Source organism: uncultured Helicobacter sp., from assembly GCF_937906905.1.
In the GTDB taxonomy this organism is placed as follows: Bacteria; Campylobacterota; Campylobacteria; order Campylobacterales; family Helicobacteraceae; genus Helicobacter_B.
This window is the reverse complement of record NZ_CALERY010000022.1, coordinates 130,282-144,554: the sequence shown is the minus strand read 5'-3', so window position 1 is coordinate 144,554 and position 14,273 is coordinate 130,282. Positions and strand designations below refer to the sequence as shown.

Below are 14,273 nucleotides of genomic sequence, written 5' to 3'. Positions count from 1 at the left end.
GCATGATAAGGATTGGAATCTTTGGTGGAAGTGGGCGCGTAGGCAAGCTTATTATTCAAGAGATTGGCTCTTATAGTGGGGTTGAGCTTGGCGCGGTATTTGTGCGTAAGCAGCTGGATTTTAGTCTGCCAGAGGGGAGCTTTGTAACAAATGATTTCGCAGAGCTGCTGCGCAGCTGTGATGTGCTTATCGACTTTAGCACAAAAGAAGCCACAAACTCTCTCTTGCATGCGCTAGAATCCGCCTCTGCCTCTATTCCTTGCGTAATAGGCACCACAGGGCTTAGCAAGGAAGAGTTCGCTCTCATGGAGTCTTATGCCAAGCGTGCTGCAGTGCTCTATGCATCGAATATGTCGCTTGGAGTGGCGATTTTGCGCCAGGTGGTCGAGCAAGTCGCTGCCAAGCTCCCTAATGCCGATATTGAGATAAGTGAGATCCACCACCGCTATAAAAAGGACGCTCCAAGTGGCACTGCGCTAAGTCTCGCAGAATCTTGCGCCAAAGGACGCGAAGAGCCATTGGAGAAGATTTTGGTAACCGATAGAATCAAACAAGGCGCACGGAAGCCTGGCGAGCTTAGTATAGTCTCACTGCGCGGCGGCGATGTGGCTGGACGGCATTGCGTGGGATTCTATCTTGATGGCGAGTATTTAGAGCTCACGCACAATGCCACCAATCGCTTGACATTTGCCAAAGGTGCGATTGAGTGTGCGATTTGGCTTGCAGGCAAAGCACCTAGAATCTATTCTATTGATGAGATGTTTGCTTAGTCTCCATTTGCAGCGCTTCTATGCCAAGCTTCATGTCTAGTGAAATTTCTCCCAAAACTCTCTTGCAGATGTCTTCGGTCAGCCCGGACTCCATAAGCCAAGAGATTCATCGCACAAGCCCTAAGGCTGCGTTGATACAAGCTTGTAAGGTGTATTATGACTATCTCTTGGCGCATAATCTGGGCTGTGAGGAGATAGGGATTGTGCAAATCCAATGTAGCGAGCCTGTGATAAAGCTTCGCGTGCGCGCTAAAATGCTAAGCACCGATTCGCTGCAAATCAAAATAGATTCCACGCTTTATTTTCTTGGCGATGAGAGTGGATTCCAGGTGCTATTTTATGATGAGAAAACCCAAGTCCTTGCTATTGAATGTGCCGATTTGACGCTATTTAGAAAGATTAGCAAGAATCCAGCGCAAATCAAGATTTTTAGCGATTTGAAATTTCTTATCCGTAATCTCGAGCAGTTTTTCGAGCAATCAAATGAGCCAAGCCTGCCTACAAATGCGCCTATTTTTGCGCTAGATTCTGCGTCTAAGCCGGGCGTAGTATCTAGTCTAGACTTCAACTCCGCAGGCTCCACTTTAAGCGCCTACCAGAATCTAACAATCGCGCCTTATCTGCATGAGGAGCAAGCCCGAGCTCTGCGCACCATTCTTACAAGTCCATTTAGCTATGTCTGGGGCGCGCCAGGTAGTGGGAAAACGCAAGCGGTATTGTTTGAAGCATTGTTACATTATATTTATCGTGATAAGCAGGTGTGCGTGCTCGCACCTACAAACTCCGCGCTCGAGCAAGTGCTAAAAGCACTTATTGTTAAATTTGATACGCTGGGCTTGGATCGCGCTAAAATCTTGCGGCTTGGCACGCCTAGCACAAATTTTTTGGAGCGATTTGTTGAGGTGTGCGACCCCCAGATTCTGCAGCAAAAGCAGCCCCAAAGTCTTTTTGGTGGCACGACCTTAAAACCCCGGCTTAAAGATTCGCTCGTGGTTGGCATGACAATGGATGGTTTCATCAGGCGTTATAAGGGTCTTGGCATGGAGTTTGCACATTTTTTTCTTGATGAGTGTGCTTTCACGCCTCTTAGCAAAGCCCTAGCACTCGCCACCCAGAGTGCGCCTATCACGCTGCTTGGTGATCATAAGCAGCTTATGCCAATCTGCGAAATGTCCCAATCGTGCATGCAAGGAGAACAAAGTGTGGCAAATCTCTTCAATCTCTCTGCGCTTTTTATGGAGGATTTTCTTACGCAGTCGAATTTTCACCCAAGTGCGCCAATTTTTCATAAGCCCCAGACCACGCCGCTGCAATTTACCCATACCAGTTTAGCGATTTTGCGCCAGACACATAGATATGGGGATAATCTAGCAAAAATCCTAGATCACCATATCTATCATAATGGTCTTTGTGGGAAAAATGAGCCAACACAGCTGTATTTTATCGACTGCAAGTCAAGCTCACAAACCCTGCAAAATCAAAGCACACAGGATAAAATGAGTCATGCCGAGGCACAAGTGATTGCCAAGCTTTTCCCTACACTCGATCCCACCTCAAGCGCGATCATCACGCCGTTTGTCCGCCAGCGCAAGCTTCTGTATGAGTATAAAATCCCCTACAAACACACATGGACGATTCACGGCTCGCAGGGGCAGGAGTTTGAGTGTGTGGTGTTTTCGCCTGTTATGCTGCATTATCATCTCACAGATTCTAGGAATCTTAACGCTGCTTATGCGCTCAATGTGGCAATTAGCAGAATCAAAAAGTGCTTGATTCTTGTATGCGATTATGCGTATTGGATAAATCGACCAGAGCAGTTTCTCACAGAGATTTTGCGCCATGCCATTCCTTATCCTGCGTCAGCGCTTGATAGCCCTGCCACAAGTGTCGATCAAAATCGTGCCACAATGCCACAACGCATCGACATTATCCCTATATGACATTGTGTAAAATGAGGAGATCATGAGATATATTTTACTTCTACTTTTTGTGCCAATTTTTGCCCTAGCCAATGCACACCAGGGGGCGAGCCTAGTGAGCAAGGCGGAGTTCATCAACCTCAAAGACTCTGCCAATGGCAAAATCATTCAAAAGCTCTATAAAAGCGACTTTCTGCTTACAATAACCGCGGGGGGCACTGATGAAGCTAATTCAAACTGGGTGCGCGTGAGCATTGATGATGATCTCACAGGCGTGCTGCATAAGCGTGATGTTATAATCCTTGATGAGAAAGACTACCAAATCTATCTCCAAACACTCATTAAGCAGATTATTGCTAGCCTTAGTGCGTCTTATCAAAATGCTTTGCGCGCAGATGATCCTACGCTCCAAGCTCTCTCGCAAAATATTCTTAACTCCACTTTCACGCCCCAGAGTGAGATAGGCAAGGCATTTCGCGCTAAACGCATGCTGCTAAAGCAGCTTTCCCAGAAATCCTACCAGCAAGCCTTAGAATCCGCAATCGCGCTAGGTTTTGTGAATACAGCGGTGCTGCTGCTTGATGAAAAAGGCGTAAGCGTGGCAGCCCAGCCCAAAGCCCTAGACTCCACTCAAGGTAAATCTAGTGTAGAATCTAGTAATTATGCCAGCCAAGATTCTGGGCAAGATACTAGCCAAGCCCACCAAGATGATCTACAAAATAGCCCGCAGGATCTACCAGGCGACCTGCTCTTGCGCGCCCTCCTAGTGCCAGATCCAAGTGCCAAGCTTATCGCTGCATTGCTGCAGCACGGGGCAAATCCAAATGCTTTTTACATTACCTCTGCGCACCCAAGCTATGCGCTCACAATCGCGTGTGCGCTAAGGCGTAGCGACATTGTCAAGCTGCTTGTAGATTCTGGCGCGAGCCTTAGCCCAGAATCTAGTCCAAGCCCGCTTATCATCGCTATCGCTTCAGGCGATGTGGAGCTCACGCGCTATTTACTTAATGCTGGAGCTAAGTTTCCAAATCACGAGTATGACATGCTTGCTACCGTGCTTGAGAGCTTTCCAGATCGCGATGATAAACAGCTTGCGCGTGAGCTGTTTGCGTTGATATTGGATTCTGGTGTGCAGCTGGATAATGCCCTCTATACCGCAGCGAAAAATGGCTATGTCGATGCGGTGGGGGTTTTGCTAGACAAAGGTGCTAAAAGCAATGGCGAGAAGTCCTGCTTGCTTAAACAAAGCCCATGGCACTGCTCCCCGCTCATCGCCGCACTAGAATCTCTGCTTGCCAAAGGCAGCCTAGAATCTAAATCCGCAGAATCTAGCAATGCTCATCTAACCTCTTATCTTACAATCGTAGAGCTACTGCTTAAGCATGGGGCAGACAGAGAGATTACAAACGCGCAAGGTCAGGGGATCAAAGCGTGGGTGGCTTCATATCATAGCCCATTGCAGACACAAATCTATGCGCTATTGGATTCTACTTTTCAAGCAGTAGATTCTACTAGCCCCAAGCAGCCCCCAGAATCTACTGCCACGCAATCCACTAGCCCCACAAATCAAACACAAATATCTGTGGAGCAGCCTGAATAAATGAAATCTATGCTGTGGTTTTTGCTGGCTGGTGGGGGATTTTGCCTGCTGTGTGTCGCACTCTATGCGCCGCTCACTACGCGCCACTATGTTCTGCAGCTCTCACACTCATCGCAAATAGCCCTTACTTCTGCTCCTATCCACACTACTCAATCACCTATTACAATTGCCCTGCTTAGCGATTTGCACTCTGGTAGAATCTACCAGGAGCAGATTCTAGCCACGCTACAAGCCACGCCACCTGATCTTATCGCGCTAAGTGGAGATATGGTCGATGATGATGAGGATATGCAGGGTGCGTGGGAGTTTTTTGCTGCGCTTCATTCACGCTTCCCACATATACCAAAGCTTTATGTCAGCGGGAATCATGAATTTTGGAGCGGGGAGATTGTATATATCAAGCAAAAGCTGCGTGAGTTTGGCGTGTCGGTGCTGGATTTTCATGCACCTTGCCAGCGGCTTTTGGTTCATGGGCGTGAGCTTGTGGTGTTTGGCGTAGATGATCCATATTTCAGTGCTTATGATGAGCAAGGTAAGCGCAAACCCCTAAACACTATCAAAAATACAGAGAATCTAGCCATAAGCCAAGATCAGTGGGATAGGGGCAAATGGAAAGGTGGGGTATGGGAGCAGGAGTGGGCGCAGCTTGTGCGTGCAGCGATTGATCTTGGCACATGCCCGCTAGAATCTAATCTGGATTTGGGGGTAGATTCTGCTCCGATTCGTATTTTGCTCTCCCACCGCCCAGAGTTTATTGAGCTTTTCCAGTCTCTCCCTGTGGATCTTATCCTAAGCGGACACACACATGGCGGGCAGGTGAGAATCCCTTATCTCCTAAATGGACTCTATGTGCCAAACCAAGGGATTTTTCCGCGCTTTAGCGGTGGGGTGTATCAGCTAGATTCTCACACGCCAAGATCCAAGATGCCAGATTCTCGCCGAGATGCTGCTGGCACATTACGCGCGCCTCGCGATCAGTATCTCATCATCTCGCGAGGTCTTAGTTTCAATTACCGCTTACCAAGAGTTTTTAACCCGCCAGAAGTGGTATTTATCACGCTTGCATACTAGCTTTTATAAACTAAGCAAGTGCATATTGTTTATTGCGCTATGAAATTATGAATCTCATGGCGACCAAGATCGCTTATTTTACACTAAGAAAAGGGCTTTTGGACTATTGTGTGTGTCAAATCTATCAAGGATTTAAACTCCTTATCACACAGAAATCCCATTAGATTCTAGCTCGTGTTTAATGCGGATATGTCAATAGCTTTCATAATCCAGCCACTCATCATTTTGTAAGCAAAGATAGCACGCCACTTTATGATAATCCATAAAGATTTTTAGCTCATAAGTGAAAAAGTCTTCATAATGATAAAATGCTCATAGTAGCAAGGCTTTTCCTACCAATACGATGGCTGAAACATTGCGTGTGCCATTGAGCAGAGATTCAAGCTCGTATCATCTATAAAAATCTTATGAGATTCTAATTGCTCTTTAATACGCCTAAGCCAATGAGTTTTGACATCTACCCACTGCCCTAGAATCTACCTTTTACCAATTGTGCTTTCTCATCGCAAAGCGTAGAATCCTTTGCATAAAAGCTGTTATACTTCCTTATGCCAAATAAGGATTGCCAGTAATGAGACTTTTTCTTAGCGCGCTAGAGCCTAGCGCGAATATCCACGCTAAAGAAGTTGTGCGCGAGCTGCTTGCCCTACTAGCTTTAGAATCTACGCTAGATTCTAAAGCTACGCTAGAGATTGTGGGGGTCTTTGACCCTAGCTTGTTTGCGGAGCTCTCTCATAGAGGCGCGATCAAGCTAGCTCCACACTACCACCCAAGAGACTTTTCCATTATGGGCTTTAGCGATGTGGTTGTAAAAATCCCATTTCTATGGCGCGCGCAAAGGGAGCTAGCTGCAATCGCGCTAGAAGCTGATGTAATTATGCTTATGGATTCTTCATCATTCCACATTCGCTTAAGCAAGCGTATAAGGGCTATGCAGCCCACAAACAAACGCGCAACAATTTACTACTATATCCTGCCCCAGCTCTTTGCGTGGAAAAGCTGGCGAGCAAAGATTTTAGAGCGATATTGCGATAAATTGCTTGGGATTTTGCCCTTTGAGGCGGAGTATTATAGTAAGCAGGCAAGAGAGAGTGGGCAGCTTGTGTATGTGGGACACCCGCTGCTAGATGAGCTAGAATCCAGCTTGCTAGATTCTAGGGCAAATGCCAAAGCCACCCCTGCAAGCTCCCAACCACACACGCCTTGCATTGTCTTTATGCCCGGTTCTAGGCGTGGGGAGATTAGGCGGATTTTCCCCACCTTTTATGCCGTGGCAAAGCAGCTGCCTAATGCCAAAAAGCTCCTTGTGATCCCAAGCACTTTCGCACAGGATTCTAGCGATATGGCGCATTTGCAGGCTATCTATGAGAGCGATCCTAGCACAAAGGGAGCATTGCAGGAATTTACCCTATGCTTTGAGACAAGGTCCGCACTTATGCAAGCAGACTTTGCTTTCATCTGCTCTGGCACGGCGACTTTAGAGGCTGCGCTACTTGGCACGCCCTTTGCGCTAGGCTATAAGGCAGCGTGGCTGGACTACTATATCGCGCGCTGTTTTGTGCATTTGCGCTATATTGGGCTGGCAAATATTTTCTACAATGCCTTGTGTGGGGAGAAGCCCGGCTGCGGCAGCTCCACAATCCACCAAGAGCTAGTCCAAGGGTCTATGAGCGTGGAAAATCTCTTGCGCGCCTACCACCAAGCACACGCACAAGACTTTATTGATAGTGCCTACAAGCTACGCGCCTACTTGCAGCACGGCAGCGCGCGCAATGTCGCTAGAATCTTGCTGGAAGCTATTGTGTAGCCTCCATGCGTTGTAGATTGTAGTGGCGCATATAGAAGCGGGCTGGTTGGAGTGGTTTTTGCTTCATGGGCTTTGATATTTGGCGTTTGGAGCGTGGTGTGCGTATTGACTATGGGCTTTCTAAGACTTCTCTTGCTTCGCTGCTAGATTCTGGTAGCATGGGCGCACAAACTTCGCATAACGCCCCTTCGACCAAGGCTAGTGATACAGCCCCTGCAAAAAAGCCTGATAAACCCCAGCCAGAGCACCAAGAATCCCCCACCACGCAAGCACATATAGATTCTGCTTCAGCGCAAAGGGAGACATTTGGGCTAGAGATTTTGGAGAAAATGAGCGATAGGGAGTATCAAGTATTTTTGCGCGCGAGCGAGGGGCTTAGCGAGGTGGAGAAAATGGCTGCCGCCCAAGCGCTCTACATATTCACAGAATCTACTCAAAAGCAGATCAAAGATCCTGCCAAATCTCATCACGAGAATCCACCTACAAATACCCCCCAAAATCTATCCAAACGCCCCGCCACTCCTAAAAACCCTTATTTCAATGCGCGCGATAGCTTCATCACCCGCTATGTTGCACTCTATCACGGCGCGCAGGAGATGGATATCCTGGGCTAGGGTTGGTTGTCTTAAGCGCAGCTCTGCTACAATCGCGCAATTTTGCATAAAGGAATCTCATGAGCTCTACGATAAAACTTCAGCCAAATGACAAAGCCCCAGAGTTTGCCTTGCCAAACGCAGATGGCGCTGAAATCTCGCTCAAAGATTTCGCGCAAAAAACAATTATTCTCTACTTTTATCCCAAGGACAATACACCAGGCTGCACGATAGAGGCGCAGGACTTTAGCGCACTGCTTACGCAATTTTATGCCAAAAATGCTGTGGTCATCGGTGTGAGCCCGGACTCCCCTACATGTCATCAAAATTTTGCACGCAAACACAACCTGGTCCATATCCTGTTAAGCGACCCAGATAAAACAACTGCGAGTGCGTATGGCGCGTATGGCGAGAAAATGATGTATGGCAAAAAGCTCATGGGGATTATTCGCTCAACATTTATTATCCAAAATGGCGTGATTAAGCATGCCTTTTATAATGTCAAAGCCAAGGGGCATGCCCAAGCTGTGCTGGACTTGCTCTAGGAGCGAGATTGCCTTAGATTCTAGCGCTCAATCTAGGCAAAATCAAAAGGTCTTAAAGCTTTTTATGGGCAGTGAAGCCGCGATCAAATCCCGCCAAATCTGTGTAGAACTCCGCTTTATATCCGCTGGATTCTAAGAGCTGCTGCATGGAGATACGCTGGTCGTAGCCCATTTCACATGCGAGTGTAGGGATAGATTCTCGTGCGCAAGCGCGGATAATCTCGGCTAGAATCTCATCACCCCGATCCCCACCAAATAGCGCACAAGCAGGCTCGTAACGCAGTGATTTGCCGATAGGATAGGCGCGCGCGATGTAGGGCGGATTGGAAAGCACAAGCGAGACTCCAGCAGTATCCACGCCCTCAAATAGCGAGGTTTGCACCAGCGTGATACGATCTGCTAGCCCAAAATGTTTGATGTTTTTTTGCGCGATAGCAAGTGCGCTTTCACTGATATCTGTGGCAGTGATTTGCACTTGGGGTAGGGCGCGTGCGATTGCGATACTAAGTGCCCCAGAGCCTACTCCTACTTCGATGATGTGGGGATTTTGCCTTGTGTGTGGGGTATGCGTGTTTGCGGAGATGATGGACTCTAGTAGGCTGCATGCTCGCTCGACTAGAATTTCGCTCTCTGGGCGTGGGATAAGCGCACCAAAATCAATAAAAAGCTCCATGTCCAAAAAGCTCACACGCTTGGTGAGATACTCGATAGGGTAGGATTGCGCACGCTTGTCGATAAGCGTGAAAAACTGCCTTTGCTCATCGTGGTTTAGTATGTGATCATCATGCGTATGCAGCCATACTCGATCATGCCCTAGCACAAAGCCTAGCAGAATCTCTGCTTCAAGTCTAAAGCGCGTGCGTGTAGATTCTGGCGCGGCTTGCGTGGGGTGAGAGGCTAGGGGGTAAATGTCTGGCGAGTAGGCACCTGCGTCCCTAGAATCTAAAGCACCCCCAGAATCCAAAAGGCTTGCAGAATCTAAAAATGCAGCGGAGTCGCTAGATTCTGCAGATTTTAGCGTATGGATTGCGTGTGTTAGGGCTTGTTTGATTTGCATTGTGGGGTTTTATCAAGTGCGCAAAGTCGCTCTAAAAGCGGTGGGTGTGTGTAGTGAAAGAAAATATAGGCAGGGTGTGAGTAGGGGAATGTTTTGTTCTCATTGACTAGGCGTATGAGTGCTTCTTTGAGCACGCGAGCATTGGTAAGCGAGACGCTATAAGAGTCAGCGCGGTATTCTGCTTTGCGACTAAAATACCCTATAAGTGGCATGACCCAAAACGACACGATTGGCGCGATGAGTAGCAAGATGGTTAGGCTGGTGGCGTGGTTGTTCTCCAAGCCTAGCGCGCTAAATAGTATGCTGGGGAGATTGCCAGCGATAAAAAAGAGCGCGAACAGCACGCAGGCGGAGAGAAAGAGATTAAAGAGCACATCTTTGTGCTTAAAATGCCCTAACTCATGGGCGAGAATAGCAAGCAAGCCTTCTGAACTCACTTTCTCCAGCAGTGTGTCAAAGAGCACTACGCGCTTGGTGCTTCCAAGCCCGCCAAAATATGCATTCAGTCGCCCATCTCTGCGACTAGCGTCCATGACAAACACGCCGCTTGCTTTGAAGCCTGCTTTGCCCATGAGCTCGGCGATTTTACTAGATAATGCTTCGTCGCTAAGTGGGGTAAATGTGTTAAAAATTGGCGCGATAAGTGTGGGGTATAGAACATTCATCAGCACTACAAACCCAAAAACAATCCCAAAGCCAAGTGCCCACCAGTAGGTATAGTCCATAACCATAAGCAAAATCCACAGCACAATAAAGCCAAAAATCCCCATAAGAGCATAGCTCTTTAGCGTATCAGTAAGAAATATGCTCCAAGTCGTGTTAGAAAATCCATAGCGCTTATCTAGCACGAGCTGCTTGTAGGCATTGAGCGGAAGCTGGAGCAAGGAAGTGATAAACAAAAACCCCAGCACAAAGAGAATAAACCCAAGTGCTGCTTCTTCTGCGAGAAATGCCTGCCACATAGAGAGTCCAAACCATACCCAGCAGATAAAGATTCCTGCTTCAAAGATATGCGAGAAAATTGAGAATCTAAGACTTGCCAGCGAGTAGCTCGCAGAGAGAGCATAATCATTTCTAGGTAGGATAACGGCTGGTTTTTGAGAGAATTTTTTGACATGATTTATCTGCAAGAGATCAATGAGGATATTTGGGATAGTTAGCAGCACTAGAAAGCAAATGCAAAATATCATCAGCGGAGTCCTTGGGTGGTGTGTCGCTCTGTAAGGCTAAAACCGCAGAATTGTAAAACAGAAATATAAACCTAAAAATAATGACTTTGTAAGGGGTTTTTGTATAGGATTATGGAAATTATTGCTAGATTTTAGCGCAGAGTTTTAGTGCCTAGTGCATACAAAAGCTTCGCGCGTGGAAGGACTTCAATATGCCACATACACACACTGCGCACACGAGATATATTTTTGTTACAGGGGGCGTGCTTAGCTCACTGGGGAAAGGGATTTCATCATCATCACTTGCTACGCTGCTTAAGCAGAGTGGTTATAGGGTGAATATCCTAAAAATCGATCCTTATATCAATGTCGATCCTGGCACGATGAGTCCGCTTGAGCATGGGGAAGTGTTTGTTACTGCTGATGGTGCAGAGACAGATTTAGACATTGGACACTATGAGCGATTTTTAAACACAAACCTAAGCAAAAACAATAACTTCACCACCGGGCAAGTTTATCTCTCTGTCATCGAAAACGAGCGTAAGGGGAACTATTTAGGCAAGACAATTCAGGTTGTCCCGCATATTGTCGATGAGATTAAGCAACGCATTAAAGCTGTGGGCAAGGGGGCGGATTTTCTTGTTATCGAGCTTGGTGGGACGATCGGGGATATCGAGGGGCTACCATTCTTAGAGGCTATGCGTCAGCTTAAACACGAGCTGCCAAACCAAACACTTAGTATCCATGTAACACTTATCCCGCTTGTCAAAGCCGCTGGCGAGCTTAAAACTAAACCCACCCAGCACTCTGTCCAGGAGCTTCGCCGTATAGGGATTACACCCCAAATCATCATCGCGCGATCCGAAAAGTCTCTGGGCAAAGATTTGAAGCGAAAGCTTGCGATGAGCTGTGATGTGGCAGATGATAGTGTGATAGAAGCCCTTGATGCCCAGAGTATCTACCAATGCCCACTCAACTTCCTAAAAGAAGGGATTCTCGCCCCTGTGGCTAGACATTTCTCGCTAGAGTCCATTACACCAGACATGAGCGAATGGGATATGCTGGTAAAAAAAATCATCTCCCCCAAAGATGAGATTACAATCGCCTTTGTAGGCAAATATCTCCACCTAAAAGAATCCTACAAATCCCTAACAGAAGCGCTTATCCATGCGGGTGCGAATATTGACACGCGTGTGCATATTAAGTGGATTGATAGCGAAATGCTTGAAAGTGGTCAGCTTGATGAGCTGTGCGATGTTGATGGTGTGCTGATACCTGGGGGGTTTGGCTCTCGTGGAGTGCTTGGGAAAATCAATGCTATCGAGTATGCCAGAATCCACAATGTCCCATTTCTTGGGATTTGCCTTGGCATGCAGCTAAGTATTATCGAGTTTGCGCGTCATGAGCTGGGGATTGCACAGGCGGATTCTGCTGAGTTTGACCCAGATACAAGCGAGCCATGTATCTATCTTATCGAAGATTTTATTGATAGTAGCGGGCAAACCCAAGTGCGCACTCACCAATCCCCCATGGGCGGGACCATGCGGCTTGGTGAGTATGAGTGTATCCTGGCTAAAGGTAGTAAAATCGCGCAAGCTTATCACAATGCCAAAAGTATCAAAGAGCGTCATCGTCATCGCTATGAGGCAAACCCTGCCTACCGCGCAAGACTAGAGGCAAATGGCATGCGGATTTGTGGAGAATCGCCACAAGGTCTCATTGAAGCAATCGAGCTAGAGAATCACCCATTTTTCGTCGCAGTGCAGTTTCACCCAGAATTTACTTCAAGACTGCAAGCACCAAACCCCATTATCCTAGCATTTGTCAAAGCCGCACAAGAAGCCAAAGCAGCAGGCAAGGCTAAAGCCCAACCGCATGTCTAATACAGAATCCAAAGCCGAGCAAACCCCCCATGTGCTAAGCAAGCAGGAGATCTATACCCTGCTTCATAATCGCACCAAGCAGTGGGATTTCCCTACGCTTTCTTCACTTCCACACCCCTATACTTTAAAATCTTGCAAAGAGGCGAGCGAGTTTCTCGCGGAGAAGATCCGCCCACATCTCACTGCGCAAAATAGCTCCCACATACAAAACACGCCTGCGGATACCGCAAAGCCCTGCAAGATTCTGGTTGTGGGGGATTATGATGTCGATGGGGTGATTGCTAGTGTAGTGATGATGAAGTTTTTTGCCCAGCTAGGTTATGGAGATGTCGAGTATGTAATCCCAAGTCGGTTTGTCGATGGCTATGGAATATCTAGTGCGATTATCAAGCAGCACCCAAGCGATGTGATTATTACCGTGGATAATGGGATTACAGCCTATGAGGCGGCGGAGTATTGTGCTACACAGGGGATACCGCTTATCATCACTGATCATCATATCCCCAAAGACACCCTGCCAAATGCGCCATTTATCATAAACCCCCAGCAACGCGACTGCACTTTCGTGCAGAAAGAAATCTGTGGTGCGCTTGTGGCGTGGTATTTTTGCGCAGGGTTGAAAGTCGCACTTGGTGCAGAAATCTCGCTAACACCACTGCTAGAGCTTGTTATGCTTGCGACAATTGCAGACATGATGCCACTAACCCAAATCAATAAATGTGTCGTGCTCTATGGGCTTAAGCAGTTTGATCGCTCGCAGATTCCAGCTTTGCGTAAGCTAAAATCCAGGCTTAAAACCCGCTATGTTACTGCTACGGATATTTCATTTTCTCTTACCCCGCTTATCAATGCTGCTGGGCGTATGGGGGAGGGACGGATTGCGAGCGAGTTTTTGTTGCTTGATTGCAATAGCTTAGAATCCAATATGCACGCCAAGGCGCTTGAATCCAAGCCAGCTAGCCAGCCAGAGAGCCCAGAATCCACGCACACCTTAGAGCATGCGCTAGATTCTGGGCTACAAGCACTTCTAATGCTCAATCAAACGCGCAAAGATACTGCAAAAGCCGTGCTAGAATCCGCGCATGCGAGTGCTATTGTCTATGAGCATGCAGTTGTTGCGCGTGGAGATGATTGGCATGAGGGGGTGCTTGGTATTGTCGCAGCACAGCTTGCTAGTGCGTATGAGCGTCCCGCATTTGTGCTTTCTACCAGCCTGAAAAATCCAGCAGATGTTCATGCACCCAATCACTCCCAAAATCTTGTTCAAACATGCCTAAAGGGCAGCGCGAGATCGTGGAATGACATTGATATTATGGAGATTTTGCTAGGGGCGAGTGAAATTTTAGGTGAGTTTGGCGGGCATAGCAAAGCAGCTGGGCTTAGTGTGGAGAGTGAGTTATTCGAGGCGTTTTGTGCGTATTTGAGTCAGCTTCAAGACCCGCCTAAGTGCAAGTCAAGGAGTGGTAGTGCGACAGGCGATAGCGGGCAGTGCGGGTGTGGAGATGAGGGGGAAGCGCTAGGTGAAATGGCAGTGCTGCCCATAGATTCTAGGGATATTGATGAGGAGCTTTTCGCGCTGCTTGATAAGTTTGAGCCCTATGGTCAGGGCAATCCTAAGCCTATTTTCACAAGTATATTGCGCATTAAAAAAATCCAGCCCATAAAATCACACAAGAAATTTAGCTTTTTTAATACCCCCATACAGGGAATGTGGTTTTTTGCCAAAGATGGTTGCATGCAGGGCGAGTGGGCTAGGGTGCAATTTAGCATGCAGATGGATTCTTTTAGCCATAGACCTATAATGATTATCCAATCTATTGAGCCTATGCTTGCACAAGAAGCTATGCGATGAGATTTCT

The 14,273-nt window shown here is 47.4% G+C and carries 11 protein-coding genes; 9 read left to right on the top strand and 2 right to left on the bottom strand.

Features of this window, described 5'->3' with window-relative positions; translation table 11 throughout:
- Positions 1–2 precede the first annotated feature (2 nt).
- The 7 genes from dapB to Q0171_RS05830 all read left to right on the top strand — a co-directional run bounded on the left by dapB (position 3) and on the right by Q0171_RS05830 (position 8,305).
- A complete protein-coding gene (gene dapB / locus Q0171_RS05860; protein ID WP_299327718.1) occupies positions 3–770 on the top strand; it encodes a 4-hydroxy-tetrahydrodipicolinate reductase in 768 nt (255 codons plus the stop codon).
- A gap of 20 nt (positions 771–790) precedes the next feature.
- Positions 791–2,710, top strand: coding sequence for an AAA domain-containing protein (locus Q0171_RS05855; RefSeq protein ID WP_299327716.1), 1,920 nt, complete (start codon positions 791–793; stop codon positions 2,708–2,710).
- A 22-nt stretch (positions 2,711–2,732) separates the two neighbouring features.
- Positions 2,733–4,289, top strand: coding sequence for an ankyrin repeat domain-containing protein (locus Q0171_RS05850; RefSeq protein ID WP_299327714.1), 1,557 nt, complete (start codon positions 2,733–2,735; stop codon positions 4,287–4,289).
- Positions 4,290–5,360: a metallophosphoesterase gene (locus Q0171_RS05845; protein WP_299327712.1), complete on the top strand. Its 1,071-nt coding sequence runs from the start codon at positions 4,290–4,292 to the stop codon at positions 5,358–5,360. It abuts the gene before it with no gap.
- A gap of 571 nt (positions 5,361–5,931) precedes the next feature.
- Positions 5,932–7,167, top strand: coding sequence for a lipid-A-disaccharide synthase (gene lpxB, locus Q0171_RS05840; protein ID WP_299327710.1), 1,236 nt, complete (start codon positions 5,932–5,934; stop codon positions 7,165–7,167).
- Between the two features lie 65 nt (positions 7,168–7,232).
- Positions 7,233–7,781, top strand: coding sequence for a hypothetical protein (locus Q0171_RS05835; RefSeq protein ID WP_299327708.1), 549 nt, complete (start codon positions 7,233–7,235; stop codon positions 7,779–7,781).
- 59 nt (positions 7,782–7,840) lie between these two features.
- Positions 7,841–8,305, top strand: a complete 465-nt coding sequence (locus Q0171_RS05830) for a peroxiredoxin (RefSeq protein WP_299327706.1) — start codon at positions 7,841–7,843, stop codon at positions 8,303–8,305.
- A gap of 52 nt (positions 8,306–8,357) precedes the next feature.
- Here the strand turns inward: Q0171_RS05830 and Q0171_RS05825 are convergent, their stop codons facing one another.
- Both Q0171_RS05825 and Q0171_RS05820 read right to left on the bottom strand, forming a co-directional pair.
- Positions 8,358–9,362, bottom strand: coding sequence for a HemK/PrmC family methyltransferase (locus Q0171_RS05825; protein ID WP_299327704.1), 1,005 nt, complete (start codon positions 9,360–9,362; stop codon positions 8,358–8,360).
- Positions 9,341–10,552, bottom strand: coding sequence for a M48 family metallopeptidase (locus Q0171_RS05820; protein WP_299327702.1), 1,212 nt, complete (start codon positions 10,550–10,552; stop codon positions 9,341–9,343). The genes Q0171_RS05825 and Q0171_RS05820 overlap by 22 nt, the downstream gene beginning before the upstream one ends.
- Positions 10,553–10,743: 191 nt before the next feature.
- Between Q0171_RS05820 and Q0171_RS05815 the strand changes: the two genes are divergently transcribed.
- Positions 10,744–12,414 carry a CTP synthase gene (locus Q0171_RS05815; RefSeq protein WP_299327700.1) on the top strand — a complete coding sequence of 557 codons (1,671 nt, stop codon included), beginning with the start codon at positions 10,744–10,746 and terminating at the stop codon, positions 12,412–12,414.
- A complete protein-coding gene (locus Q0171_RS05810) occupies positions 12,407–14,266 on the top strand; it encodes a DHH family phosphoesterase (protein WP_299327698.1) in 1,860 nt (619 codons plus the stop codon). The genes Q0171_RS05815 and Q0171_RS05810 overlap by 8 nt, the downstream gene beginning before the upstream one ends.
- Positions 14,267–14,273 lie beyond the last annotated feature (7 nt).

What these genes read in the sequence shown, in the direction of transcription:
- Q0171_RS05810 (WP_299327698.1), top strand. Translation starts at nt 12,407, where the DNA reads ATGTCTAATACAGAATCCAAAGCCGAGCAAACCCCCCATGTGCTAAGC.
- dapB (WP_299327718.1), top strand. Translation starts at nt 3, where the DNA reads ATGATAAGGATTGGAATCTTTGGTGGAAGTGGGCGCGTAGGCAAGCTT.
- Q0171_RS05845 (WP_299327712.1), top strand. Translation starts at nt 4,290, where the DNA reads ATGAAATCTATGCTGTGGTTTTTGCTGGCTGGTGGGGGATTTTGCCTG.
- Q0171_RS05850 (WP_299327714.1), top strand. Translation starts at nt 2,733, where the DNA reads ATGAGATATATTTTACTTCTACTTTTTGTGCCAATTTTTGCCCTAGCC.
- Q0171_RS05855 (WP_299327716.1), top strand. Translation starts at nt 791, where the DNA reads ATGCCAAGCTTCATGTCTAGTGAAATTTCTCCCAAAACTCTCTTGCAG.
- Q0171_RS05820 (WP_299327702.1), bottom strand. Translation starts at nt 10,552, where the DNA reads ATGATATTTTGCATTTGCTTTCTAGTGCTGCTAACTATCCCAAATATC.
- Q0171_RS05825 (WP_299327704.1), bottom strand. Translation starts at nt 9,362, where the DNA reads ATGCAAATCAAACAAGCCCTAACACACGCAATCCATACGCTAAAATCT.
- lpxB (WP_299327710.1), top strand. Translation starts at nt 5,932, where the DNA reads ATGAGACTTTTTCTTAGCGCGCTAGAGCCTAGCGCGAATATCCACGCT.
- Q0171_RS05835 (WP_299327708.1), top strand. Translation starts at nt 7,233, where the DNA reads ATGGGCTTTGATATTTGGCGTTTGGAGCGTGGTGTGCGTATTGACTAT.
- Q0171_RS05830 (WP_299327706.1), top strand. Translation starts at nt 7,841, where the DNA reads ATGAGCTCTACGATAAAACTTCAGCCAAATGACAAAGCCCCAGAGTTT.
- Q0171_RS05815 (WP_299327700.1), top strand. Translation starts at nt 10,744, where the DNA reads ATGCCACATACACACACTGCGCACACGAGATATATTTTTGTTACAGGG.